Source organism: Acinetobacter sp. NCu2D-2 (assembly GCF_001647675.1).
Taxonomy (GTDB): Bacteria; Pseudomonadota; Gammaproteobacteria; order Pseudomonadales; family Moraxellaceae; genus Acinetobacter.
Map to the genome: position 1 here is coordinate 890,470 of NZ_CP015594.1, position 26,271 is coordinate 916,740.

General features: G+C 39.1%; 22 protein-coding genes and 4 tRNA genes. 14 read left to right on the forward strand and 12 right to left on the reverse strand.

Annotation, left to right across the window (positions count from 1 at the left end; genetic code table 11):
- The first annotated feature begins 449 nt into the window (after positions 1–449).
- From glnA to A3K93_RS04135, 6 genes are all read left to right on the forward strand, one after another.
- On the forward strand, positions 450–1,865 hold the full coding sequence (glnA, locus tag A3K93_RS04110; protein ID WP_171255050.1) for a type I glutamate--ammonia ligase: 1,416 nt from the start codon (positions 450–452) through the stop codon (positions 1,863–1,865).
- 95 nt (positions 1,866–1,960) lie between these two features.
- Positions 1,961–2,239 carry a hypothetical protein gene (locus A3K93_RS04115; RefSeq protein WP_067729200.1) on the forward strand — a complete coding sequence of 93 codons (279 nt, stop codon included), beginning with the start codon at positions 1,961–1,963 and terminating at the stop codon, positions 2,237–2,239.
- Between the two features lie 26 nt (positions 2,240–2,265).
- Complete coding sequence (locus tag A3K93_RS04120) at positions 2,266–2,733, forward strand: chorismate--pyruvate lyase family protein (protein ID WP_067729202.1); 468 nt, start codon at positions 2,266–2,268, stop codon at positions 2,731–2,733.
- 2 nt (positions 2,734–2,735) lie between these two features.
- A complete protein-coding gene (gene ubiA / locus A3K93_RS04125; RefSeq protein WP_067729204.1) occupies positions 2,736–3,620 on the forward strand; it encodes a 4-hydroxybenzoate octaprenyltransferase in 885 nt (294 codons plus the stop codon).
- A 109-nt stretch (positions 3,621–3,729) separates the two neighbouring features.
- Positions 3,730–4,965, forward strand: a complete 1,236-nt coding sequence (locus A3K93_RS04130) for an alpha/beta hydrolase (protein ID WP_067729206.1) — start codon at positions 3,730–3,732, stop codon at positions 4,963–4,965.
- A 107-nt stretch (positions 4,966–5,072) separates the two neighbouring features.
- Positions 5,073–5,309 carry a hypothetical protein gene (locus A3K93_RS04135; protein ID WP_442855653.1) on the forward strand — a complete coding sequence of 79 codons (237 nt, stop codon included), beginning with the start codon at positions 5,073–5,075 and terminating at the stop codon, positions 5,307–5,309.
- Between the two features lie 2 nt (positions 5,310–5,311).
- Here the strand turns inward: A3K93_RS04135 and A3K93_RS04140 are convergent, their stop codons facing one another.
- The 5 genes from A3K93_RS04140 to A3K93_RS04160 all read right to left on the reverse strand — a co-directional run bounded on the left by A3K93_RS04140 (position 5,312) and on the right by A3K93_RS04160 (position 6,346).
- Positions 5,312–5,755, reverse strand: coding sequence for a DUF2726 domain-containing protein (locus A3K93_RS04140; RefSeq protein WP_067729208.1), 444 nt, complete (start codon positions 5,753–5,755; stop codon positions 5,312–5,314).
- A 67-nt stretch (positions 5,756–5,822) separates the two neighbouring features.
- Positions 5,823–5,898, reverse strand: a tRNA-Asn gene (locus A3K93_RS04145).
- Between the two features lies 1 nt (position 5,899).
- A tRNA-Asn gene (locus tag A3K93_RS04150) sits at positions 5,900–5,975 on the reverse strand.
- A 218-nt stretch (positions 5,976–6,193) separates the two neighbouring features.
- Positions 6,194–6,269, reverse strand: a tRNA-Asn gene (locus tag A3K93_RS04155).
- Position 6,270: 1 nt separating this feature from the next.
- Positions 6,271–6,346 (reverse strand) — tRNA-Asn (locus tag A3K93_RS04160).
- 175 nt (positions 6,347–6,521) lie between these two features.
- Here A3K93_RS04160 and A3K93_RS04165 point away from each other — a divergent pair.
- Positions 6,522–7,901 (forward strand): HEPN domain-containing protein, encoded by a 1,380-nt coding sequence (locus tag A3K93_RS04165; RefSeq protein ID WP_067729210.1) that lies wholly within the window; start codon positions 6,522–6,524, stop codon positions 7,899–7,901.
- A gap of 110 nt (positions 7,902–8,011) precedes the next feature.
- Here A3K93_RS04165 and A3K93_RS04170 read toward each other — a convergent pair whose 3' ends face one another.
- Complete coding sequence (locus tag A3K93_RS04170; RefSeq protein WP_067731664.1) at positions 8,012–8,638, reverse strand: superoxide dismutase; 627 nt, start codon at positions 8,636–8,638, stop codon at positions 8,012–8,014.
- Between the two features lie 154 nt (positions 8,639–8,792).
- Positions 8,793–9,551 carry a Nif3-like dinuclear metal center hexameric protein gene (locus A3K93_RS04175; RefSeq protein ID WP_067729212.1) on the reverse strand — a complete coding sequence of 253 codons (759 nt, stop codon included), beginning with the start codon at positions 9,549–9,551 and terminating at the stop codon, positions 8,793–8,795.
- Between the two features lie 168 nt (positions 9,552–9,719).
- Between A3K93_RS04175 and A3K93_RS04180 the strand changes: the two genes are divergently transcribed.
- Positions 9,720–10,913, forward strand: a complete 1,194-nt coding sequence (locus A3K93_RS04180; RefSeq protein WP_067729214.1) for a S1C family serine protease — start codon at positions 9,720–9,722, stop codon at positions 10,911–10,913.
- A gap of 62 nt (positions 10,914–10,975) precedes the next feature.
- Here A3K93_RS04180 and A3K93_RS04185 read toward each other — a convergent pair whose 3' ends face one another.
- Together A3K93_RS04185 and lipA are read right to left on the reverse strand one after the other, a co-directional pair.
- Entirely contained in the window at positions 10,976–13,456 is a 2,481-nt protein-coding gene (locus tag A3K93_RS04185; protein WP_067729216.1) for an acyl-CoA dehydrogenase, read from the reverse strand.
- A 359-nt stretch (positions 13,457–13,815) separates the two neighbouring features.
- Positions 13,816–14,829 carry a lipoyl synthase gene (lipA, locus tag A3K93_RS04190; RefSeq protein WP_067729218.1) on the reverse strand — a complete coding sequence of 338 codons (1,014 nt, stop codon included), beginning with the start codon at positions 14,827–14,829 and terminating at the stop codon, positions 13,816–13,818.
- A gap of 213 nt (positions 14,830–15,042) precedes the next feature.
- On the opposite strand from lipA, the gene sthA reads away from it, so the two are divergent.
- Entirely contained in the window at positions 15,043–16,458 is a 1,416-nt protein-coding gene (sthA, locus tag A3K93_RS04195) for a Si-specific NAD(P)(+) transhydrogenase (RefSeq protein WP_067729220.1), read from the forward strand.
- 188 nt (positions 16,459–16,646) lie between these two features.
- Here sthA and A3K93_RS04200 read toward each other — a convergent pair whose 3' ends face one another.
- Positions 16,647–17,858, reverse strand: a complete 1,212-nt coding sequence (locus A3K93_RS04200; protein ID WP_067729222.1) for an MFS transporter — start codon at positions 17,856–17,858, stop codon at positions 16,647–16,649.
- A gap of 147 nt (positions 17,859–18,005) precedes the next feature.
- Positions 18,006–19,118 (reverse strand): OmpW/AlkL family protein, encoded by a 1,113-nt coding sequence (locus tag A3K93_RS04205; RefSeq protein WP_067729224.1) that lies wholly within the window; start codon positions 19,116–19,118, stop codon positions 18,006–18,008.
- Positions 19,119–19,347: 229 nt separating this feature from the next.
- On the opposite strand from A3K93_RS04205, the gene A3K93_RS04210 reads away from it, so the two are divergent.
- Positions 19,348–19,530, forward strand: coding sequence for a hypothetical protein (locus A3K93_RS04210; protein WP_067729226.1), 183 nt, complete (start codon positions 19,348–19,350; stop codon positions 19,528–19,530).
- A 52-nt stretch (positions 19,531–19,582) separates the two neighbouring features.
- Here A3K93_RS04210 and A3K93_RS04215 read toward each other — a convergent pair whose 3' ends face one another.
- Complete coding sequence (locus A3K93_RS04215) at positions 19,583–20,368, reverse strand: A1S_2505 family phage non-structural protein (protein ID WP_067729228.1); 786 nt, start codon at positions 20,366–20,368, stop codon at positions 19,583–19,585.
- Between the two features lie 235 nt (positions 20,369–20,603).
- Here A3K93_RS04215 and uvrB point away from each other — a divergent pair, with 235 nt between their 5' ends.
- From uvrB to A3K93_RS04235, 4 genes are all read left to right on the forward strand, one after another.
- The gene (gene uvrB / locus A3K93_RS04220) at positions 20,604–22,625 is read left to right on the forward strand and encodes an excinuclease ABC subunit UvrB (protein WP_067729230.1); all 2,022 of its coding nucleotides are present in this window, start codon (positions 20,604–20,606) and stop codon (positions 22,623–22,625) included.
- A gap of 138 nt (positions 22,626–22,763) precedes the next feature.
- Positions 22,764–23,351, forward strand: coding sequence for a lipocalin family protein (locus tag A3K93_RS04225; RefSeq protein ID WP_067731665.1), 588 nt, complete (start codon positions 22,764–22,766; stop codon positions 23,349–23,351).
- 132 nt (positions 23,352–23,483) lie between these two features.
- Positions 23,484–24,419 (forward strand): EamA family transporter RarD, encoded by a 936-nt coding sequence (gene rarD / locus A3K93_RS04230; protein WP_067729232.1) that lies wholly within the window; start codon positions 23,484–23,486, stop codon positions 24,417–24,419.
- Between the two features lie 299 nt (positions 24,420–24,718).
- Positions 24,719–26,176 carry a glyceraldehyde-3-phosphate dehydrogenase gene (locus A3K93_RS04235; RefSeq protein ID WP_067729234.1) on the forward strand — a complete coding sequence of 486 codons (1,458 nt, stop codon included), beginning with the start codon at positions 24,719–24,721 and terminating at the stop codon, positions 26,174–26,176.
- Positions 26,177–26,271: the final 95 nt, after the last annotated feature.

Consider the following 26,271-nt stretch of genomic DNA (forward strand, 5'->3'; position numbering starts at 1 on the left):
GATTTTTAAAATTTAATAATTGAAAAATATATTTAGAAAAGTGACTCAAAATAGGGAGGAATTCAGAGGAGATCGACCATCTAATCGGGTATCTAAACGGCTTTTTATTACAAATAATAGGTATTTTAGTATAAAAATTATACAAAACACCGCATTATTATAAAAAATTCATTGTTGTGGGTATCAAGTTGATACATTGCACCATAATGACGCACTATTTAGGTGCACTAAAAAATATCAAAAAAACAAAAATATCTGAGAATGCGTGAATATAGTGCATTTACTTTTATAGCAAGTATAATAACAGCAAAGTAACAGGCCCAAATCTCGTTTTCTAATATGGATTTCAGGATTTTATCTTTACTTTTAAAAGTTGGTACGGTAATTGCTTAATAACTACCAACTACTAACACGCACTCAGCAGTGCAACAAAAAAACATCGGAGCAAATTGAGCATGGCGAACAAGGTCCTTCAACTCATCCAAGAAAGTGGCGCGAAATGGGTCGACTTCCGTTTTACGGATACTAAAGGTAAAGAGCAGCACGTAACTTATCCAGCTGACACTATCGACGAAGATACATTTGAAGATGGTAAAATGTTCGATGGTTCTTCAATTTCTGGTTGGAAAGGCATTGAAGCTTCTGACATGATTTTACGTCCAGACGCTGAAACTGGTTTTATCGACCCGTTCTTCGCTGAGCCTACAGTTGTTGTAACTTGTGACGTTATTGAACCTTCAACTGGTCAAGGTTATGACCGTGACCCACGTTCGATTGCTCGCCGTGCAGAAGAATACCTAAAATCTACTGGTATTGGTGATACTGCATTCTTCGGTCCAGAACCAGAATTCTTCGTATTTGACGAAGTAAAATGGGAAATCGATATGTCTGGCGCGCGCCACACATTAATCGCTGAAGAAGCTGCTTGGTCTACAGGTAAAGATTACGAAGGTGGTAACTCTGGTCACCGTCCACGTGTGAAAGGTGGTTACTTCCCAGTTCCTCCTGTTGATTCTCATCACGATATGCGTGCAGATATGTGTGCAAAAATCGAAGAGATCATGGGCCCAGGTCGTGTAGAAGTACATCACCATGAAGTTGCATCTTGCCAATTAGAAATTGGTGTGAGCTTCAACACAATGGTTCGTAAAGCTGACGAAGTACAACAGTTCAAATATGCTGTTTGGAACGTTGCTCACCAATATGCTAAAACTGCGACTTTCATGCCTAAACCAATGGTAGGTGATAACGGTTCTGGTATGCACGTTCACATGTCGATCTCTAAAGATGGCAAGAACTTGTTCGCTGGTGATGAATACGCAGGTCTTTCAGAAACTGCTCTTTACTTCATCGGTGGTGTGATCAAACACGCTCGTTCATTGAACGCGATCACTAACCCATCTACAAACTCATACAAACGTTTGGTACCACACTTTGAAGCACCGATTATGCTTGCTTACTCAGCACGTAACCGTTCAGCTTCTATCCGTATCCCTTACGTTTCTAGCCCTAAAGGCAAACGTATTGAAGCACGTTTCCCTGACCCAATGATGAACCCATACTTAGGTTTCGCTGCATTGTTGATGGCTGGTATTGACGGTATCCAAAACAAGATTCACCCAGGTGAAGCTGCAGACAAAAACTTGTACGATCTTCCTCCTGAAGAAGAAGCTAAAATCCCTACAGTGGCTCACAGCCTTGAAATGGCACTTGAAGCACTTCAAGCTGACCATGATTACCTTCTTAAAGGTGGTGTGTTCACTAAAGAAATGCTTGATGCGTACATCGAGCTTAAAACTGAAGAAGTTCGTCGTCTTAATACGACTACTCACCCAGTTGAATTTGATATGTACTACAGCTTGTAATTCGTTCTCGAATTTCACTGTAAAAAACCCGCGCATTGCGCGGGTTTTTTTATGATTTAGGTTAAACTAAATAAAAACATGATGAGTTATAGCGAATGGCGAAGCCACGTAAAAAGCATACGGGATTTTTCCCTTGGAATGACCCTAAAAATCATGAAAAGGGGTTTAAACTCAATTTTTCTGAGGTGATCTATTTAGAAGTAGGACGTACAGTAGAAGGCTATAAGCTGGCACAATTTGTCGAATTAAAAAATCCGGAACTGGCTTTGGATTTTGATTATCCCCAAGAGTTTTATATTAGTGCTGAAGGTTTTATTTTAGTAAAAAACCCACAGGGTCAGTTTAATGTCATCGCAAAGACAGATAATGCTTAATTGAGCTGAATGATTTGAGTACACATATGTCGGATATTCCTGCCGAGCTAAAACCATGGCTTTATGCTTCAGGTTCACTCACACAGCAATTAACAGATCTTGGAAAAGGGCAATTTAAAGTACAACCTATTTCAGAACAATTTCAGCGTTTACAGTTCCATGATGCTAAGTGGATGCATATGCCACTACATCACACCTCATGGGTGCGTGAAAGTCTGCTATTTGGTTCCGAAGCTATACCATGGGTAAAAGCCAAAAGTATTTTTCCAATTTTGAGTTTGCAAAAACGTGCTCGAATTTTTCAACATATTGGAAGCAAGCCAATCGGATGGTTTTTATTTCAACGTACTAATCCAGTATGTGAAAGACGTGTATTGTTACTAGAAGAAGGTTGGACACGCCAGAGTTGCTATACTTGGCATGGTTGTAAATTTATTGTTCAGGAAACTTTTTTACCTGCATTTGAAGATTTTATCAGGAATCATAAGGCTTAATCATGTCTACAACACAAGCCATCACGTGGCGTGAACGTCTGAATGCTTATTATTATTTATGTCGTTTTGATAAGCCGATTGGTACAGAATTGGTGTTTTGGCCGACCATGTGGGCGCTGTGGGTTGCAAATCAAGGTGCACCAAGTCTTAGTATTTTAATTCCCATGATTTTAGGCACAATCTTTATGCGTGCTGCAGGTTGTGCCATTAATGATTTTGCTGACCGTAAGGTTGATGGTGCTGTGGAACGTACCAAGACGCGCCCATTAGCAACAGGGATCATTCGTCCACGCGAAGCGATATATGTATTTCTTATTCTTGTACTAGCAAGTGCGTGTATGTTGTTCTTCTTACCGATAGAAACATTTTATTGGTCATTTGGGGCACTGTTTTTAGCCTTTATCTATCCTTTTATGAAGCGCTATACCCATTTGCCACAAGTGTTTTTAGGTGCAGCATTTTCATGGTCAATTCCAATGGCATACACCGCTGTGGGACAAACACCGGATTTAACGTGCTGGCTTTTATATTTTGGTAATTTGGCGTGGACAGTTGCGTACGATACGCAATACGCCATTACAGACCGAGAATATGATTTAAAAATTGGGGTCAAATCCACTGCGATTTTATTTGGTAAAAATGACATCCTTATTATTTCTATGTTGCAGGCGATCGCAATCTTCTTAATTGGTAGTGCTTTATATCTAGAAAATTTGCTCATGCCATTTGGTTTAATTACTCTACTGTTTGTTACAGTTGATTTTGTTTACCAATGGACAAAAACAAAAGATAAAGATCCGCAGCGATGTTTTTGGGCATTTCGACATAATCGTTGGGTGGGTGTAATGATTTTCATTGGAATTTTCTTCGCGACTACTTATTCCTAAATACAGCATCATCGATTTACAAAAAGCACCTTAATGAGGTGCTTTTTTTATGCTTAATTTAAATAAGCTCGATACATAAAGAGCATGAATAAGAAAAAGGAAAGTAAAAATGAAACCATATATCAAAAATATCGCTCTAACGGTTCTGTGTTCTTCTGTCTTATTTTTAACTGCCTGTGGCGGTGATGATGACGGTAAAACGATTATAGAATTTGGACCAGCCAAAACCTTTAAGGTGGATTCTGATGTACTTGCTGTTGTCGATCGGCATGATGTATTTAGTTATCCAATGACCAGTGTTACAGGCAAGTCGATTACTGCAACCACATTGGTATTCACACCTAAAGGGACACCGCCAGCAGGAGGCTGGCCAATTGTAGTTTGGGCACATGGAACAACTGGTGCAGCCGATAAATGTGCACCATCACGCTTGCAATTAGAAAATCCTGAGAAAGCATTGATTATAGGTCTGGTTGAAAAAGGTTATGCTGTCATTGCGCCAGATTATGAGGGGCTTGGAAATGATAATGTACCGCACCCATATCTGCATTTGACCAGTGCTGCAAATTCGCTGCTCTATGCTGTGAGTGAAGCAAGAAAATTTTATGGAGATGTTTTAGGACGTGAATGGAGTGTGATTGGTTGGTCTCAAGGTGGTCATGCAGCATTGGCTGCGGCAGAATATCAAAAAGCATTAACTGGATATGACTTTAAAGGAACTGTCGCGATTGCTCCGGCATCGTATTTGGCTGAAACGCTAGAATATGGAATGAGTGTCGCAAATACATATGCAGCTGTTCCAAATGGGGCAGGGCTTCCTACGGCAAGACAAATTGCAGGAACGCTTTATGGTTATGCTGCGATCGTAAGTTCGGGTATTAAAGCTGCAAAACCAAGTTTTAACTACAATCAAAGTTTCTTGGATACAAAAGTTAATTTGGCTAAATATGCTGAAACAGAATGTTCACCACAAGTGGCAGAAAAGTTCAGAGAAGATATTGATGCCTTTATGGGTCCACCTTCCAATGGAACGTTTGCAAATTATAAGGCATTACAAGAGGATTTCCTGTTCGATACAGATGTGGATGAATATCTAGCCAATAATATACCTGCGCAAAAAGAAATCTTGAAGAAAGTCTATATATATCAAGGAACAGCAGATACCACAGTGCCAGCACAGATAACAGTCGATTATTTGCTTCCTGATTTGGAAAAAGTGATGCCAGATCCTTTAAATGACTTAATCTTTGTACCCATAAATAATGCAACTCATCAGACTATAGTGACAGACTATACGGAACAATTGATTAATACTGTTGATTCATTAATGACAGCGACAAATTAAGTGCTCTAAATAGAAAGCACCTTATTGAGGTGCTTTTTTTTATTAGTCTTGGTACTTGAGTGAAAAATCTATTTTGCTATAGTGGCGAGCCTATAATTAATCTTTTAATGAATATGTCAGCTCACCAGCCACGTAGTCTTAAGAAACTTTTGATATTTGGTACATTGGGATTATGTGTGCCAATTTTTCTCGTCACTATGGCATTTTTAGCAGTCAGTAGTGATGCTAAAAACCAAGAAAAATATAAGCAGCAGCAGGCTGAAATGCTGGCAAGAATGGAAGCACGTAAAGCCACTGAAAATTTTACCGCAGAGGAAGAATCAGCTGCCTCAGAGAATCATTAATTTTATTTTAAATCGCGTTGTAACTGGCGAATTGTTGGAATCTCGGTATAACGCAGCACTAAATAGCCTGCAGCAATGAGCATAGCATCACGCTCAGCATCTTCTTTTTCTTTGCCAATATGACTTGGGTCATCGAGTTCAATAATAGCAACGACATTATATTTTTGGTCTAACAAAACAAAATCAGTGACTTTGCGATTAAAACGATTACGCATCTTCATTTGGTCATGCGTGATTAAAGCGCTAAAAGCCACTTGAGCCAACACATAATGATGGGGGAAGGCTTCATTTAATCTTTTAAATAAGCGGCTCTCAAAATTAGTAATCACTGGCTTTGGATAAAAATTTTCTTTGCGATTAAAAAGATTGGGAAATAAAAGACAAATTAAAGCAAAGCTGGCAAAGCAACCGATAACGAAAAAGATGATTTGACTTAAATGTGGCACAGGAGAACTTTATTAAAAAGTATAAAAAGAAAAAGCCCACTGCATAATGAGTGGGCTTTTAGAATCTTGGCTCTTCCACCTGGGCTCGAACCAGGGACCTGCGGATTAACAGTCCGTCGCTCTACCGACTGAGCTATGGAAGAATGGCTCTCCAACCTGGGCTCGAACCAGGGACCTGCGGATTAACAGTCCGTCGCTCTACCGACTGAGCTATTGGAGAATCTGAAAGCGATTATAGAGAGATTTTGAGAGGGGTCAAGGAACTTTTAAGAAAAACAACAGAAAATGCAGTCAAGTGTTTTAAAAATAATCGAAACTCAAATATGTTCAATATCTTAGTTAGAATTTAATTTATTTCGATGAGCCTCAGATGCTCTATAAAGCTATAAACCGCCATAAAAAAAGCCCACTGCATAATGAGTGGGCTTTTTAGAATCTTGGCTCTTCCACCTGGGCTCGAACCAGGGACCTGCGGATTAACAGTCCGTCGCTCTACCGACTGAGCTATGGAAGAATGGCTCTCCAACCTGGGCTCGAACCAGGGACCTGCGGATTAACAGTCCGTCGCTCTACCGACTGAGCTATTGGAGAATCTGATGCGCATTTTAGGCAGGAAAATTCAGGTCGTCAACAAAAAATAGTGCGAAATGCCTTTTTATTGTGCGATTAAGATTTAATGGCTTAAATATTGATTCTATTGTGGTTTTAATATTCAATTGAATATAGCTTTAATTGGGGATTGTGCTTTATAACATAGGTAAATCAAATGCGAATCGAAAAACATTACAAAAAAACGGGATATTTTTGGTTGCCAGGAAAAGAAGATATAAAAATTCCTGGAGTCTTATCAATAATTGATGGTGGGAAAGCAGAATTAGAAATTATTGGTCATTTCAGTGGAATAGAATCATTTAACAGTCCAGATGATTTAGATCGAATTCTAGGCTTAGTAGAGGGTGATGGTTTAGTAACTCTTGATCATTGTTTTTATACTAAAAAGAATTTTACATTTGGAGGAATTTCAAAATCAATCATCTTCGTACACAAGGTGTTTAGTGGTGCTAGTTGGGACGAAGATGAAACTATCACTTTCAATACATTTTCATTTGAAGTGGATTGCTTAGATGAATGGGTAGGAATTAGTGGTATAGCAGTCAATGGAGACGATCCAAGATTACAAACAACTATTACATATATTCCACCTGAGAAAAAAATATTTGAATTAGCGAATGGTATGGCTCTTGAAATTGGCTTTGCATATACGCTTCCTGGGTTTCTTAATCTAAAAGAAGCAAAAGTTACTCAACGAGCTTACTTTAGGCTTGTATCTAAAGAATTACATGAGCTAAATGAATTTATTGCTATTGCTTCCCAAATTACTAATTTTATGTGTTTTGCTATAGATGATGTTGTTTCAATAAAGAATGTCACTGCAACCTCTTACGAAATACAGCGTAAGATAGGTGAAAATGAATATCCTGTACCTATAAAAATATATTATCAAAGCACAACATATGTTGAAAAAGTACCAAATAAAAGTCGGCACAAAATGCTCTTCACCTTTGGTACTATCGAGGATAATGCTCAACACGTATTCAATAATTGGTTAAATGCTTATGAATATTTAGCTCCAGCAATGAATTTATATTTTTCCACTAAAATGGATGCTCAAAAATATCTTGAAGGAAAATTTCTAGCTTTAGCACAGGGATTAGAGACCTATCATAGGCGAACTAGTAATGAAACTTTAATGGAGACAGATGCATTTACGAAATTAGTTGAAGAAATCATTAATGGGTGTCCAGAAGATAAACGTGAATGGTTGCAAGGTCGCTTAATGCATGGAAATGAACTTAATCTTGGGAAGAGATTGAAATGTATTATGGAGCCATTCAAAGAATATTTTGGAAATAGTAGTGAAAGAAGCAAACTCTTGAGAAGTATAGTTAATACAAGAAATTATTTCACACATTATAGTGAAAATTTAGAAAGCGAAGCCGCAAATGGAGCTGATCTTTGGGAAATCTGTGAAAAAATAGAAGCTATATTTAATTTACATTTTTTAAAGGTAATTGGTTTTACTGATGAAGAAATAATGTTGGTAGTGCAAAATAGCCAGTCACTAAAAAACAGATTGAAGAGTTAAGAGGTGATTTGATTATTAAATGTTAATGCTTCTTTTCTTATACTTAATAGTCTTAGTCCATAATAAAAAACCACCCTTTTGGGTGGTTTTTTTACTATGAAAAATAAAACTTATTTTTCAACACCAGCTTCTTGGCCAGCATATTTAGCATTTGCGTAATCCCAGTTTACTAGGCTTTCTAGGAAAGTAGAGATGTACTTAGGACGAGCATTACGGAAGTCGATGTAGTAAGCGTGTTCCCAAACGTCGATTGTTAACACTGCAACTTTACCGTGTGCAAGTGGAGTGTCAGCGTTAGAAGTTTTAAGGATAGACAAGTTACCATTTACTTCGTCAGCAACTAACCAAGCCCAACCTGAACCGAATTGAGTTGCAGCAGCATTTGCAAATTCTTCAGCGAATTTTTCGTAAGAACCAAAAGCTTCGTCGATTTTAGCAGCTAAAGCGCCAGTTGCTTTACCGCCACCGTTTTTAGCCATACAGTTCCAGTAGAATGTGTGGTTCCAAACTTGAGCAGCATTGTTGAATACACCTGCTTTAGATGCATCACCAGCAGTAGCTTTGATGATTTCTTCTAAAGTTTTACCTTCAAGGTCTGTGCCTTTGATAAGGTTGTTAAGGTTAACAACATAAGTGTTATGGTGTTTGTCATGATGGTATTCTAAAGTTTCTTTGCTGATGTGTGGAGCAAGATCTTCGTAACCGTAAGGTAATGCTGGTAAAGTAATGGTTGTCATGTTTTCAATTCCTTGCATTTTGCTGGGTTTTGACAATAAGTGGCTTTATTGTAATAGATTATTGGACAAAAATGCGCATTGCTTTTAAATAACAATACAGAATAAAGCCCTAAAATATACGTATAAAGCTTACGTCAAAATCCGTCAGATGAAATTAAATCGGATTGTTTAATTCGAAATAACTATACTCAATATTGAACTGTTCTGAAATAGCTTTTGCTAAGCGTTGTACACCATATTTTTCAGTCGCATGATGCCCACAGGCATAGTAATGCACATTCAATTCTTGTGCTTCATAGAAAGTACGTTCAGACACTTCGCCTGAAATATAGGCATCGCAGTTTTGTTCCGCTGCTTTTTTAATAAAATCTTGTGCACCACCTGTACAAAATCCGACCTTTTGAATATTTGCTTTATCGGCAGGTAAATGAATCGCATCAAAGCCTAATTTTTCCGATACGAATGCTTTAAATTGTTCAGGTGACATAGGAGATTTTAAATAACCAATATTGCCAATTGGATGACGTTCAGTAGGATCAAGCGCTTCGATATTTTGTAGTTCGAGCAAATCGGCAATTGCAGTGTTATTACCTAATGTTGGATGACTATCTAAAGGTAAATGATAACCCGCTAATGAAATATCATTTTTAATCAGGGTTTTAATTCTTTTTCCACGCATGCCCGTAATCGGGTATGCTTCGCCTTTCCAAAAATAGCCATGATGAACCAAGAGCAAATCTGCACCTTGTGCAATTGCAGCTTCAATTGCAGTTTGTGAAGCAGTCACGGCACACAAAATTTTATTCACGTCTTGTTTGCCTTCAATTTGAAGACCATTCGGTGCATAGTCTTTAAATTCTGCGGACTTTAAAGTTTGGTCACACCATTGAATAATTTTCAGCAAATCAGCCATAACGATCTCTTGAATTTTACAATTTCACCATCAAAACATATTTTTAATTGTAACTAAAGCAGCACAAATCTCTTTTGTATTATTTATGCTAAGGGATATGTTTAAGATTACAATGAACCATAAATTTCTTAGTCATCAACAAATTAAAATATTTAGAGGATGAAGGACGTGCGTAAGACCTTTAGTTGGTTGCCTTGGGTACTATTGATATTGGTCATTATCGGCTTTATCGGATGGCAACAAATCAATAAACCAAAAGCACCTGTTGCACCTGATGGCATTAAGTTGCCTGCGGAAAAGGTAGAACCGTTGGTAAATACGTCACGTACAGGTGGTGTCGTTTCTTATAGCAGTGCAGTCAAAGTCGCTGCGCCTGCTGTGGTGAACATTTTCACGACTCAAAAAGTACGCCAACAAGCAAATCCATTGTTGAATGACCCTGTATTCCGTGAGTTTTTTGGCAATCAATTACCAGATCAACTACGTCAAGCACCGAATGAAAACAGTTTGGGTTCAGGTGTGATTGTTCGTGCGGATGGTTATATCTTAACAAATAACCATGTGGTGGCTGGAGCGGATCAAATTGTAGTTGCGCTGCAAGATGGTCGCCGTGCAGTTGCAAAAGTGATTGGTTTAGACCCTGAAACGGATTTGGCTGTCATTAAAATTGATTTGCAGGATTTGCCTGTTTTGCCATTTAAATTAAGTGGCAATGAAGTGGGGGATGTTGTACTCGCCATTGGTAACCCATTTGGTGTGGGGCAAACTGTGACACAAGGGATTATCTCTGCGACAGGTCGTTCTGACTTAGGGATCAATACCTATGAAGACTTCATCCAAACGGATGCCGCAATTAACCCAGGTAACTCAGGTGGTGCGTTAATTGATGTTGCAGGTAACTTGATTGGTGTAAATACTGCAATCTTCTCGCAATCGGGTGGTTCGCTTGGTATTGGTTTTGCCATTCCTGCGAAAATTTGCCAACAAGTATTGAATGCAATTTTAAAAGATGGTCGTGTGATCCGTGGTTATTTAGGTATTGGTCTGGCTCAACATCGTGCCAATCAAGATCTAACTGAACCGCAAAAAACCGGTGTGGTCGTTGAGAATGTAGAACCGAATGGTCCTGCTGCAAAAGGCGGCTTACAAAAAGGTGATGTGATTTTAAAAGTGAATGATGAAGTGATTACATCTGCATCACACTTAGTGAATTATGTTGCTTTACAGGCACCGAATAGTGTTGTGAAAATTGCGATTGAACGAGATTCAAAACCAATGGTTACTGAAGTCACCATTGGTGAGCGTAAACCTCAACGTCGTAATCAAAACGCTCAATATATTCCATTACCAAGTCCTCAGTAATCTGAGCTGACTGAAAAAAAGCCCTTCAAGTGAAGGGCTTTTTTATAACCTTAAGATATGATTTAGATAGGTGGTAAGGCATCCGTCTCTGTACTTTGTTGGGCTTTAATATACGGATTTTCTAAGTCCAAAACATTCTCAAATTTAAGATCAAAGACGTCCGTTAACATACTGTCATAACGTTTAGCATTATAGGTTCTGAGTTGCTCAGCTTCATGCTCAGTAATAAAACCTTGGTTCAACGCATCTTCAAGATGTTCATCAAAAGTAAGACCTTGGAATTTATTTTTTGATTCTGCTTTTTTAAAGCGATCCCATAATGGTTCGATTTCAAGCAGCAATTTAAAGGTTGATTCCATGCGACCAGTGACATCATCTTCCGCAGTACAGTAATAAATATGCTGGGTTAATTCATGGCGGAACGCATTGTCTTCCATCATACTGGCTGCCACTTTTTGCTTTAAGGCATCGGATGGCTTTTGTAATGGTCGACCAAATGGGAAGCATAAGAGTTTCACCATCGCTGCAGCCGCAGGTACTGGGAAGTTTTCAAATAAATCAAAAAATGCTTCTTGTGCGGTATATAAAGCTTTCTTAACTGCGAGTTCTGCATGTAAGCGTTCAGCTTCAGTTTTTCTGCTGTGCTCAAAGAATTTTAAAATCGCAGATGCAATAAACAAATGTCCATGAATATCAGCCAAACGACCCGAAAGCATTTCTTTGCGTTTGATATCACCTGCAAGTAAGCCCAAACACATGTCTGCTGTTAGTGCAAAATTGGCACTGAGACGATTAATGATTTTGTAGTAAGGCAGTGTGAAATCCACTGAACTTTGTGGAGTATCACTTGAGCCACCGGTAAAAGCGTAGGCAAATGATCGTGTTGCTCGGTTAAAGGTATAGCCTAAATGCTTAAACAGCATGTCATTAAATTGGTCGAGTGCAGTGTTTTTATCTTCGGCTTGTAAAAGCTGCAGCTCTTCATATAAGTAGGGGTGACAGCGCATTGAACCTTGACCAAAAATCATCAATGAGCGACTTAAAATATTGGCACCTTCTACGGTAATTGAAACCGGAATTGCCTGATAATTCAATGCAAGGAAATTACGCGGTCCCATTTGAATGGCACGACCACCGACGACATCCATGCCATGATTGACAATCTTACGCATGGTTTCGGTTGCATAGTATTTGGCGATGGCAGTCATTACAGCCGGTTTTCCACCTTGATTCAGGCCACATGTCACCAAATAACGGAAAGCCTCCAACATATAAGTGTCGCTGGCAATTTCACTATTGGCTTCTTGTACACCTTCAAATTTACCCACTGAAATTTTAAATTGCTGACGAATTCTTGAAAAAGCACCGACATTTAAATACGCCATTTCAGCTGAAGCAGTCGAAAGTGCTGGGAGTGAGATACCACGACCGACGGCAAGACACTCCATCAGCATACGCCAGCCTTTACCTGCATTTTTAACCCCACCAATAATCCAATCGAGTGGAATAAAGACATCTTTACCTTCTACTGTACCATTCATAAAAGGAGGACCAGGATGATGACGTGCACCAATTTTTACGCCTTCATGATCGGCAGGAAGTAAGGCACAGGTAATTCCATAATCAGTTTGTTCACCGATTAAATGATCTGGGTCGTACATCTTAAAGGCGAGACCGACAACGGTCGCGATTGGAGCTAAGGTAATCCAGCGTTTGGAAAAGTTCATTTTCAAGCCAAGAACTTCTTGACCTTCGAACTGCCCGTAACACACCACGCCAGTATCTGGAATTGCACCCGCATCAGAACCTGCTTCTGGACTGGTCAAGCCGAAACATGGAATTTCTTCACCTTTGGCTAGACCAGGTAAATAACGATCCTTTTGTTCATCTGTTCCGTAGTGGAGGAGTAACTCGCCTGGGCCTAATGAATTCGGCACCATGCAGCTGACAGCAGCAGTTAATGAACGAGACGCGATTTTGCTCATCACACGGCTTTGTGCAAATGAACTAAAAGCTCGACCGCCGTATTCCTTAGGAATAATTAAACCTAAAAAACCATTGTCCTTAATAAATTGCCAAATATGATCAGGCAATTCTCGCTGCTCATGTATATCCCATTCATTTAACATGGCACAAAGTTGTTCGACTTCGTTGTCGATAAATGCTTGTTCTTCTAAGGAGAGTTTTGGATAAGGATAATCATTAAAGGTTTCCCAATTGGGTGCCCCCATAAAGAGTTCTTTTTCCCACCAACTGGTGCCTGAATCTAAAGCCTCGCGTTCTGTCGGGCTAATACTCGGCATGGCTTTAGCAAGCGCGTTATAAGCTGGTTTTGAAATTAGTAACATACGTAAAGGTTCAATCATGACGATGATGCTGATTAAAATGAGGGGAAGTCCCAGCAAAAGTGACCAAGGGCTAATAAAGGCACAGACAATAGCCGCAATAATTAATACAATGGCGCCACTGGTTCTGGAAAGCTCAAAATAAAAGATAGCCCATAAGCTAAAGATTAAAATCAGAACTGCGAGTATGAATAGCATTTTTATTTTTCTCCATAATGTGCAATTCAGACATATCATTCGTGATGTGTAGTGAAGTTTGGGTTAATAGAATGATGTGCCCGATTGCGTCAGACTGGAGCTCGCAATAAGGCAGCGAGCAATTTTATAAAGCATTGAACTGTTTTGAGATTGTTTGAAAAGTGTTCAATATTCAAGTGAGAACACGCAACGAAATGTGAACTTGAGTAAGAACTGCTTAAAATAGGAAAATGGTTTTTGATTGATGTTGTGAGATAAGGGCGCAGAGAATAGAGTGATTTATTCTTAGTCTTTGGTTTTTTTGTATTCTTATAATAAAAAAAGCCCTGAATGATCAGGGCTTTTGAGTAAAATGATAATTAAGCTTCAATCGTTTGAACGCTAATTTTTTTCGCAGGATCGGCTTTACGGCGTACAGCAGGTACAGGCTCACCATAATATTGACGGTCAGCAAAGTAACTTGAACGAACCATCGGTGCAGCCCAGATATTCTTGAAGCCAAGTTTTTGACCATGCGCTGTATAACGTTCAAATTCTTCAGGTGTTACGAAACGGTCAATTGGTGCGTGTTCTTTAGACGGCTGTAAATATTGACCAATCGTTACATAATCGACATCGTGTGCTTTTAAATCATCAAGTAAAGCAATTACTTCTTCTTCAGTTTCACCAATACCGACCATCAAACCACATTTGGTTGGTACGTCAGGGCAATACTCTTTAAACATTTTCAATAAATTTAAAGAATGTTGATAGTCTGAACCTGGACGCATGGCTTTATATAAACGTGGCACAGTTTCAATATTATGGTTGAATACGTCTGGTGGGCATTCAGTCATAATACGAAGCGCAATATCCATACGACCACGGAAATCAGGTACTAAGATTTCAAGCAATGTATTTGGGCTTAAAGCACGTGCTTCTTTAATACAATCCACAAAATGCTGTGCACCACCATCAAGTAAATCATCGCGGTCAACTGATGTGATCACGGCATATTTCAAACCAAGATTAGAAATCGTCTCAGCCATGTGGCGTGGTTCATCAGGATCGAGTGCATTTGGACGGCCATGGGCTACATCACAGAATGGACAGCGACGAGTACAAATATCACCCATAATCATAAAGGTTGCAGTACCACCACCGAAACATTCAGGTAGGTTTGGACACGCAGCTTCTTCACAAACAGTATGCAATTTCTGCTCACGAAGGGTATTTTTAATACGTTGAACTTCTTCAGGGGCTGCCATTTTGACGCGAATCCAATCAGGTTTTCGCGGTGTTTCAACCGTAGGGATCACTTTTACAGGAATACGAGCGACCTTTTCTGCGCCACGAAGTTTGACACCCTGTTCAGGTTTACGGTTTTCAGACATATTCAACTTTTCCACTGTTTTTGAAGGGGAGAGATATCAAAGATAGCCGGCTAAGTATAGCCGACTTAAAGTTGAATTTGGGAAAAAGGATTATTCATTTAAAAAATGTTCTCATCACTGAATATATACGAGTTAAATACACCAAATACAGGATATTTAAGTCATAATAGGGTCTACATTAAAGCGAATTTTTATTTTTTAAAGGAGCGTTGAATGCCACGTAAGAAAGAGGTCGTTAGTGGGACTTTCGTTAAATACGATGCGGTAGTTCTAGGTTCAGGCCCTGCGGGTGAAGGCGCGGCAATGAAACTTGCCAAATCGGGTAAGCGTGTTGCAATCGTTGATATGCGTGAACAGCTAGGTGGTAACTGTACTCATGTGGGTACAATTCCAAGTAAAGCCTTACGTCAAACGGTGTCGAGTATCATTCGTTATCAACGTGACCCAATGTTCCAAAAAGTCGGTGACTGGAAACAGTTCACGATGAAACAAGTGCTTAGAAATGCACATAAAGTCATTCAACAACAAGTTGAAACACACTCGCGTTTCTATGATCGCAACAAAATTGATATCTTTCATGGTCGTGCTTATGTCCAAGACCAAAATACTATTTTTGTATTTAGCCCAGATGGCATTAAAGAAACGATTCAATTTAAACAACTGGTGATTGCTACAGGTTCACGCCCATATCGTCCAGAAATTTTAGATTTTAATCATCCACGTGTATTTGATTCAGACAAAATTTTGGATCTTGATTATTCAATCCAAAAAATCATCATTTACGGTGCGGGTGTAATTGGTTGTGAATATGCATCTATCTTTATTGGTCTAGGTCATAAAGTTGACCTGATTAATACACAGCCAAAACTGCTTAGTTATCTTGATGATGAAATCTCTGATGCATTGTCATATCACTTACGTGAACAAGGTGTTTTGATTCGTCACAACGAACAAATTGATTATCTTGAAACCTCTGATGACTATGTAGTGATGCATACACAAAGTGGTAAGAAGATTAAAGCGGATGCGATTTTGTGGTGTAACGGCCGTTCTGGTAATACCGATGGTTTAGGTCTTGAAAATGTTGGACTAAAACCAAATAGCCGTGGTCAATTGACAGTTAATGATAAATACCAAACAGAAGTGGAAAATATCTACGCTGCGGGTGACGTGATTGGTTGGCCATCGCTTGCTTCTGCTGCATATGACCAAGGTCGTTGCGCAGGTGCAAATATGAGTGGTGAAGAAAACGTTAAACCTGTAACAGATATTCCTACAGGTATTTATACCATTCCAGAAATTTCTTCGATCGGTAAAACTGAACAACAGTTGACTGAAGAAAAAATTCCATATGAAGTGGGGCAAGCATCATTCCGTCATCTTGCACGTGCACAAATTACAGGTGACACGATGGGTGAATTGAAGATTCTATTCCACCGTGAAACTTTGGAAATTTTAGGTGTACATTGCTTCGGTAATAATGCATCTGAAATTATTCACATTGGTCAGGCAGTAATGAACAGTCCTAACAATACCATTAAGTATTTCGTTGAGACGACGTTCAACTATCCGACTATGGCTGAAGCGTATCGTGTTGCAACATTAAATGGTATGAACCGTTTGTTCTAAGCAATGCCGTAAGCTAAAAAAACCCGTAGATTGATCTACGGGTTTTTTATTGCAATTTGTGTTAGTGAGCACAAAATGCTTGATTGAAATATTCAAATAAATCAGGTGTCATTGACCAAATAAAAATAGAAAAGGCCAACAATATAAATATGCAAATGGTGAGGCTTAATTTAAATAACAAAGAGGTATTAGTCATGAACCACTTGTTCCTCATCGACCCAGAAATGTACCAATACCCCTAATATACTTAAGGCAATGGAGAACATCCAGATCATATTGTAATCACCAGTTATATCATGGTTCACACCACCGAGCCATCCACCAAAGAAAGATCCGACTTGGTGAGTGAAGAACACAATACCACTGAGCATACTTAAGTATTTAACCCCAAACATATTCGCCACAATACCATTGGTCAACGGCACTGTTGAAAGCCACAGCAAGCCCATGATGACGCCAAAGGCATAAACAGTCCAAATGCTTAAAGGAAGAAGCAAGAAGGCGATTATGGCGATACCGCGCAATCCGTACAGTCCCATGAGTAAATGAGGTTTGGAATATTTCCCACCTAACCAGCCTGCTGTATATGTCCCAACAATATTGAATAGTCCTACAAGTGCTAAAAAGACCGTACCTGTCGTTGCGTTAAATCCGTGATCAATTAAATAACCCGGTAAATGAATACCAATAAAGACCACTTGGAAACCACAAACGAAGAAGCCTAAGGCTAAAAACCAAAAAGGTTTGTGATTTTTTGCAATGACTAAAATATCTTTAAAACCGAGAGATTTTGAATCATTTGAATTGGTTTGCGGTGCTGCGTAGGTTGGCGCTTTAAGCATATAGGCGAGTGGTATAATTAGCGCAATCAGGATGGCACTGACCACTAAAGCTGCTGACCAACCAATGCTTTGTAATAAGAGTAATGTTGAGGGCAACATAATAAATTGTCCAAAAGAACCTGCTGCGCTGGCAATCCCCATGGCGAGACTACGCTTTTCAGGTGAAGCTGCTCGACCAATTGCGGAAAGCAAAATAGGGAAAGATGTAGCTGAAAGTGCAAGTCCTAAAATTAATCCAGCACTGATATTAAGCAACCAGCCTGTTGAGCTGACAGCCATGAGCAATAAGCCGATCACATAAAGTAATCCACCGACAGCAACAACAATTCGGCTGCCATATCTATCAGCGAGCGCACCTGTAAAAGGTTGCACTGCACCCCAGATTAAATTTTGCATTGCGATCGCAAGGCTAAAGACATTATGACCCCAACCAAATTCATCGCTCATAGGGACAAGATAAAGTCCGAAAGCATGCCGAACACCAAGTGAAAGTGCCAGAATAATTGCAGCACCAATCAGCATATAGATGAGAGGTTTTGAAAATTGGCTTTCGGACATGAAGTTTTCCAGTATCAAATATCTGTTCGTATACTAGACGATTCACAGGATAGTGGCGATTAAATTTAAATTTTGCCAAAGATAAAATTTAGTTATGTTTCAATAAAAAAGACGGCTAAGGCCGTCTTTTTAGGTTGTTCAAACTATTTAGAATCTCATCCCTACACCTGCATAAAGTAGGATAGGGTTGATCTCAATGTCGGCTTTAGATTCGATTAATTTGCCATGTTCTGTATTGGTTACTGTAATAGTTGTATCGTTTTTTAAATGTGCATAAGACACAGAGCCAACAGCAAACCACTTATCATTGATGTCGTATGTGAAGCCAGCAGTAACAACAGGGGCAAAAGCATCTGATGCTTCTACTTTAACTATAGGAGCAGAACCAGCACTTTGTAAATTTGTGGGCACGCTAGTACTTGGAGGTAATGCAGCAATTTCTAAAGCCCGACCAGCATTGCCATCTTTGATATTTGCAATCATGTGACCTGCTTTAATCAGATCTTTTTCAGTCTGCGGATTAATTTCAACTTCATTGAAATAGGCATACATAAGCCCAAGACCTACATATGGTCGGAATTTATTCACGCCTGTTTTACCAAAATGATATTGAAACTCAAAAGCGGGCGTCCAAGCACGGGCAGAGGCAGCAGCACCATGAGCTTCGAGATCAGTAATAAAGATATCATTATCTAAATTGATTGTTCCGACAATTGGACTCGCAACTGCACTAAAAGGAGCATAAATTTGCCCCTTACCTTGTAGATCTACCTTAGGAGGAATACCCGCCTTCATTTCAAATGAGACATTATCAGTAAAGAAATAGTTGGTCATAATCCCAAGTGTGGTGACATCTTCTGCTTCTAGCCCTGTACCTGGGTTGCTCCAACTTTCCAAGCCATTAATTTGAGCTGTTCCGCTAAGAAATGAGGGTAATTCACTATTAGGATTTAGTCCGTTAATTAGATTAACCAACCAATTGGCAAATCCACCTGTACTTGAATTAGGGTCACGATTATCAATGACTGCTTGAGTAGAAATAGGGCCAACGCCGTAAGATTCATTTGGATCAACGGTAGTATTAACTTTAAAGGGCTGCGCTTTACCTTGAGGCATCACATGTAAAGCACCTACAGATACTGAAAAACGCTTAAATCCATCGGCTTCCATACTGAAGTATTTAGAGGTATCTGCAGCTTGAGACACTGTTGAAACAGATGCTAGACCTGTCATGACGCAGAATAATGTTTTTTTGTTCATACAACGTACACTCCATGACGTTATCGTTTTTTGAATATTGTTGGTATTTGCGTAATCGCTTTTTATTCATGCTTATGAAATATACATAAAATAAAGCTCAAATGGGCTGTTTTTTACATGTTTTAAACATTTTTTGTTAAAGGGGTCACACTGATCTTTGTGCATTTTCAAATTACACTTCACACAATTTTTTTTGTACAATGTCCCTAGATTTTATTGAGTGAAGCACATGAGCTCCCAAAATACTTCAGGCAAGAAAAAACCATTGGTTAATTTGCCATTCCCATTGAAAAAAGCTGATAACGATTCATCTGATGAAGTTCTTGAAGATCTTCGTCCGAAACCGCAACGTTATGCTGACCGAACTTGGATGCCACCTCGTGGTACTCGTCGTTCGATGGGTAAACGTTAAATAAAAAAAGCACTGAATTCAGTGCTTTTTTTTAATGCAATAATGCAATGATTTAAATCTGTTTTTTGGCTTTATGTTCGGGTCGAGGTGGCGAAATTTCACGTTTTTCATGCCAAACATCAATAAAGTCTTGCTCATTCATATTATAAAGTTCGAGTAATGCGAGAACCACACCACCAAATAACATTGGTTTTTCGACCTTGCTATCGAAGTCAGTAATTTTTGTATTTAAGTTGTGTAAAATATCCTCAATCTCGAAAATACGATCTCGACCATTACTGTCTACAGGATACATCGGCGTATTCAATAAAATTTTAGCTAAACTTTTTTCGTTATCTGAAATGCTGAGCTGATCTAATGAATTTTCGTCATCATCGGGTAAAAGAATAGAATCACGAAAAAGCGTATGTAAAAAATGCGCATTCAGTTTGGGAAGCGCTTTCTCTATGAATGGGCGAAAGGACTGAGGCAAAATGACATTTCGTGAAATGCCTTTAAACATGGGGGCAATTTCTTCAATTTTATAGCCTGCAATACCGCATCCTAAAGAAGTAATGAAATACTGAATTTTTGGATGATTCTTAGTGTAAATTTTAAAATCATTGATGTAATGCTGGATCTGCGAGAGCGGCATTTGTTGTAAATGCTCATTCATGGTCGGAATCGCATAACTTTGACCTGACCAACCACGACCAACACCTTGAAGCGCACCGAAATGCTCGACAGCCGTTTTTGCTGCACCATCATTATGTTGACCTGCCATATCACTGCCAAAAACAAATACAGTATTTTCCGGCAAAGATTTAATTATGCTTTCATCATGGTATTTATAAGTCATGGTCTTTAGATTTTAGAAGATGTTTTGTTCATGTTGCCTAGTTAATGAATAGGGGTCAAGTCTTATTGCCAACCATAAAAGAGTTTATAAATATAATTAAATTTGGGTAGAAGTTGCTTTGTTACTTTAATTAAAACCCATGTAATGATTTGGTTGTTATCTCAGGCATTTATCGGAACTCGGGCTAAAATCTGTTAAAATATACGGTCCCTATTTTCGGTTGAGTTAAGCAACTGTGAGTGAAAAAATCCCATTTGAATTGGTCACAAATTATGAACCTGCAGGCGACCAGCCTCAAGCCATCGAAAAATTAGTCAAAGGCATTGAGCAGGGTTTCCACGATCAATTATTACTTGGGGTTACGGGTTCTGGTAAGACCTATACCATGGCAAATGTCATTGCGCGAACTCAGCGCCCAACAATTGTGATGGCACATAACAAAACCTTGGCTGCGCAGCTTTATGGGGAGTTCAAAGCATTTTTCCCGAATAATGCTGTGGAATACTTTGTTAGTTATTATGACTATTATCAGCCAGAAGCTTATGTACCATCTTCAGATACTTTTATTGAAAAAGATGCTGCCATTAATGATCACATCGATCAAATGCGTCTTTCGGCGACACGTGCACTTTTAGAACGCCGTGATGCCATTATTGTCGCGTCAGTTTCTGCAATTTACGGTTTGGGTGATCCAAATGCCTATATGAGTATGTTGTTGCATGTTGTTGAAGGTGATCGACTCAATCGTGATGACATTATTCGCCGTTTGGTTGAAATGCAATATAGCCGTAATGAGCTTGAGTTTTTACGGGGTACTTATCGTATTCGCGGTGAAATTATTGATATTTTCCCTGCCGAATCGGATCAGGATGCGATTCATATTGAACTCTTTGATGATGAAGTAGATTCAATACGTTGGTTTGATCCGTTGACTGGTAAGATGGTACGCAAAGTGCCACGCGTGACGATTTATCCAAAAAGCCACTACGTTACACCTAAAGATAATTTGGCACGTGCCATTGAAACCATTAGAGAAGAGTTGAAAGAGCGTTTAGCTTTCTTCCGTGCAGAAGACAAGTTGCTTGAAGCGCAGCGTATCGAACAGCGTACTCGTTATGACTTGGAAATGATGCAACAGTTGGGTTATACCAACGGTATTGAAAACTATTCACGTCATTTATCCGGACGTCCTGCGGGGGAAGCACCGCCTACATTATTTGATTATATTCCTGATGATGCTTTACTGATTATTGATGAATCGCATGTGACTGTTCCGCAAATTGGTGCGATGTATAAGGGTGACCGCTCGCGTAAAGAAAACTTAGTGAATTACGGTTTCCGTTTACCAAGTGCACTCGATAACCGCCCAATGAAATTCGAGGAATGGGAGCGTATAGTTCCGATGACGGTATATGTTAGTGCAACACCTGCACAATATGAGCTTGAGAAGTCACAGCAAATTGTGGAACAAGTGGTTCGCCCGACAGGTTTGATTGATCCTGAAATTGAAATCCGTCCAGTGCTCACGCAAGTCGATGATGTACTTTCAGAAATCAACTTACGTAAAGATATTAATGAACGTGTTTTAGTCACAACATTGACCAAACGAATGGCAGAGGACTTAACCTCATATTTAAAAGAATATGGCATTAAAGTTGCCTATTTGCATTCAGATATCGATACCGTTGAACGTGTCAAAATTATCCATGAGTTACGTACAGGGATTTACGACGTATTGGTCGGTATTAACTTGTTGCGTGAAGGTTTGGATATGCCAGAAGTATCACTAGTGGCTATTTTAGATGCCGATAAAGAAGGTTTCCTACGTTCTGAACGTTCATTGATTCAAACTATTGGTCGTGCTGCACGTAATTTGAAAGGTAAAGCGATTTTATATGCAGATCGTGTTACAGATTCGATGCGTAAAGCAATAGATGAAACGGATCGCCGTCGTGCTAAGCAAATTCAATTTAACCTTGAACATGGTATTACTCCGCGAAGTGCTGTGCGCCAAGCAATCAAGGAAATTGATACAGGCGAGGTGCTTGATGATGATCAAATTGATGAGAAGATTTCACAGCAAGCCCGCGCATTGAGTGCGGATGAGCGACATATATTGGCGGATCCTAAAATCTTTGCGAAACATATTTCGAAGCTAGAAAAGGAAATGCTCAAAGCATCGAAAGAATTGCAATTTGAACAAGCAGCGCGTTTGCGCGATGAAATTTTGAGTTTGAAAGCGCAGATGCTAAGTTGATTTTTTGACAGCCTGATGCGAGATTTATGTAAATTGTATCGTAAATCTCACATAAATATACACAAAGTCTGGAAGCTAGGCTTTATCTTAGGGTTGAAATTACTTTTAAATCTCAATGCTTAAATGAAAGGTAGCTTTATGACAAATAAAAATCTCCCAAAAGCTGGTTTAAAGTTGGCGAAAATTGCAGCGGGTGGGGCAGTCTTATTGGGTTTAGGCGCAGCGACAATGGCATATGCAGAACCGAAGCCATTGCCGACAGTAGATAAAGTAGAGTTAGATCGCTATTTGGGTAAGTGGTATGAAGTAGCACGTAAACCACTTTCATTCCAAAAAAAATGTGATCGAGATGTCACTGCAATGTATACCTTAAATGAAAATGGCAACATCAAAGTCGATAACCGCTGTTATACCAAAGATGGCGAGCAAACGGGTTCAGAGGGTGAAGCGTTTGTTCAAAATGCGCCATTTAATACGAAACTTAAAGTAAGTTTCTTACCTGAATTTATCCGCTGGCTCCCTGTAGGTCGTGGTGATTACTGGGTATTAAAGTTAGATGATAATTACCAAACTGTATTGGTAGGTGAGCCAAAACGTAAATATATGTGGGTATTATCACGTACGCCAAACCCAGATCCAAATGTTATAAATGAATACTTGGATTATGCTAAATCTGTGGGCTATGACCTGAGCGACCTCATTAATACGAAACAAACCATGAAATAATTGTTTTATCATTTTAAAGCCATGCAAATGCATGGCTTTTTTATGGGTTGAACATTATAAATATCGGATTACATAGCAGCTTTAATTTTGACTCATCGGTATAATAGAGTCGAAATTTGAAAGGTTTGACGCATGTATAAAGGTATTGCACTTTCTGTATTGGCATCTGTAGTCTTCGGAGTGCTGTATATCTTTACACCATTTTTACAACCTTTGGATAGCGAGCAAACCTTTGCTTGGCGCATGTTATCGACCTTGCCATTTCTTACTTTGTTTATGTTGTGGACGGGTGATATCAAATATGTTCATCAAATTTTTCAAAGAATTATAAAGACACCATCGATACTAATTTGGTTGCTCATTAGCTCTCTGTTGTGTACGACGCAGTTGTGGCTATTTTTATGGGGGCCGATTAATGGAAGAGGGTTGCAAGTTTCATTGGGTTATTTCCTATTGCCTTTGATGATGGTTTTAGTCGGTTGTATCCTGTACAAAGAAAAGCTCAGTCACTTACAAACACTCGCGGTGATTTGTGCCGTGGTAGGTGTTGGACATGAAATTTGGCGTATCGGCTCAATTGCATGGGAAACTATTTATGTCGCTTTGGCTTATCCCATTTATTTTTTCCTGCGTCGTAAATTTGCAACCGATCACTTAGGTGGTTTTTGGTGGGATTTGTTTTTGATCTTGCCTGTCGCTTTCTATCTAGGTTTCGTGCATTCAGATTCCTTGACCTTATTTGTAAATTATAGCCATTTAATTCTTGCAGTATTGGGGCTTGGATTTTTAAGTGCATTAGGTTTGGGAAGTTATATTTTGGCAAGCCGTTACTTGCCATTCGTTATTTTTGGGTTACTGAGTTATTTAGAGCCTGTATTACTCGCATTTGCTTCTATGCTTTTGGGTGAACGTGTAGGCGCAGATGAATGGCTAACTTATATTCCAATTTGGTTGGCAGTATTGTTACTTGTTATTGAGGGTGCCATACATTTGAAAAAACAACAACAAAATAAAAATGAACTGTTATTGAAAACAGATAAATTTGAAAAGCGAAAAGAGAGAGAATAATTTTATTATTATTAACGTTGCTATTAGATTTACGTATTTACGGTAAGTAACAAAAGCTGCTTTGCACGAATAAACAACATTTAACAATTTTTCATTTCGATTGTGAAAAATGTAGGTTTAAAAAATTTTAGACGCAAAATCATTTAGCTAATTGCAACTATTTTGCAAATTTATAGTGAATATAAGCCAAAAACGATCAGTCTAGGTGAGCTTTTGATTCAAAGTTTCAGTTAATTCCATTACAATTATGGGGTTTTGAAATTTATGCCTAGATTTACAACTAATTAGAGGACGTATCTGTGAGCAAAGACACCATCGTTGCCCTACATGCAGAGCACCAAGGTCGCTGGAAAAACCGTGAAGAACTTGCGGAACGTATGATTGCCCTAGTGGGTCAGTTATACCGTGAAAAAAATATCGTAGCGACTGTTTATGGTCGTTCTTTAATTAACCGTTCAGTGATCCAAATTCTTAAAGCGCATCGTCGTACTCGTGTATTAGACGTTGAACTTTCTGTTGTTCACACTTACCCAATTCTTGAAGCATTGGCTAAAGTTGAAAATATCGGTACAGCTGAAATCGATCTTGGCAAACTTGCTGAAGAATTCAAAGTGAAAGGCGGCGATGTAAACGAGTTCGTTGCAAATGCTGTAAAATCACTTGAAGGTAATGCGACTTCTGTAGAAAACAAAGACGTTGTACTTTACGGTTTCGGTCGTATCGGTCGTATCCTTGCGCGTTTGATGATCAGCCAATCTGGTCTTGGTCGTGGTTTAAGCCTTAAAGCAATCGTTGTTCGTAAATCATCTGATGGCGATTTAGAAAAACGTGCGTCTTTATTACGTCGTGACTCAATCCATGGTCCATTCGCTGGTACGATTTCTGTAGATGAAGAAAACGAAGCAATCATTGCGAACGGTCAATTCATCAAAGTGATCTATGCATCTAACCCATCTGAAGTGGATTACACTGCATACGGTATCGAAAATGCACTTGTGATCGACAACACTGGTAAATGGCGTGATTCAGAAGGTCTTGCTCAACACCTTAAATGCCCAGGTGCTGCTCGCGTGATCTTAACTGCACCTGGTAAAGGTGACATGAAAAACGTAGTGTACGGTGTAAACCAAGCTGACATTCTTGATGAAGATCAAATCATCTCTGCAGCAAGCTGTACGACTAACGCGATCACTCCAACACTTAAAGTGTTAAACGACAAATACACAGTTGTAAATGGTCACGTTGAAACAGTTCACTCGTTCACTAACGACCAAAACTTAATTGACAACTACCATAAAGCGGATCGTCGTGGTCGTGCTGCAACATTGAACATGGTGATTACTGAAACTGGTGCTGCGAAAGCGGTAGCTAAAGCACTTCCTGCGCTTAAAGGTAAGTTGACTGGTAACTCTGTACGTGTTCCTACACCAAACGTATCTCTTGCGATTTTGAACTTAACTTTGGACAAAGAAGTTGATCGTGAAGAAGTGAACGAATACATTCGTCAAATCTCAATCAATTCTAGCCTTCAAGGTCAAATCGGTTATACAAACTCTACTGAAGTTGTATCAAGTGACTTTATCGGTTCACGTACTGCAGGTGTATTTGATGCGCAAGCTACAATCACTTCTGGTAACCGTTTGACTTGTTACGTTTGGTACGATAACGAAGTAGGTTATAGCTGCCAAGTATTACGTATTGCTGAACAAATGGGCGGCGTAAGCTATCCAAAAGTTCCTGCTGAAACTAATGCATAATTAGTTTTACGCGTAAAAAAAAAGAGTCTCATTTGAGGCTCTTTTTTTATTTCTAAAAAAATATTTAGATATTAGATCACAACAAAAAATTGCAA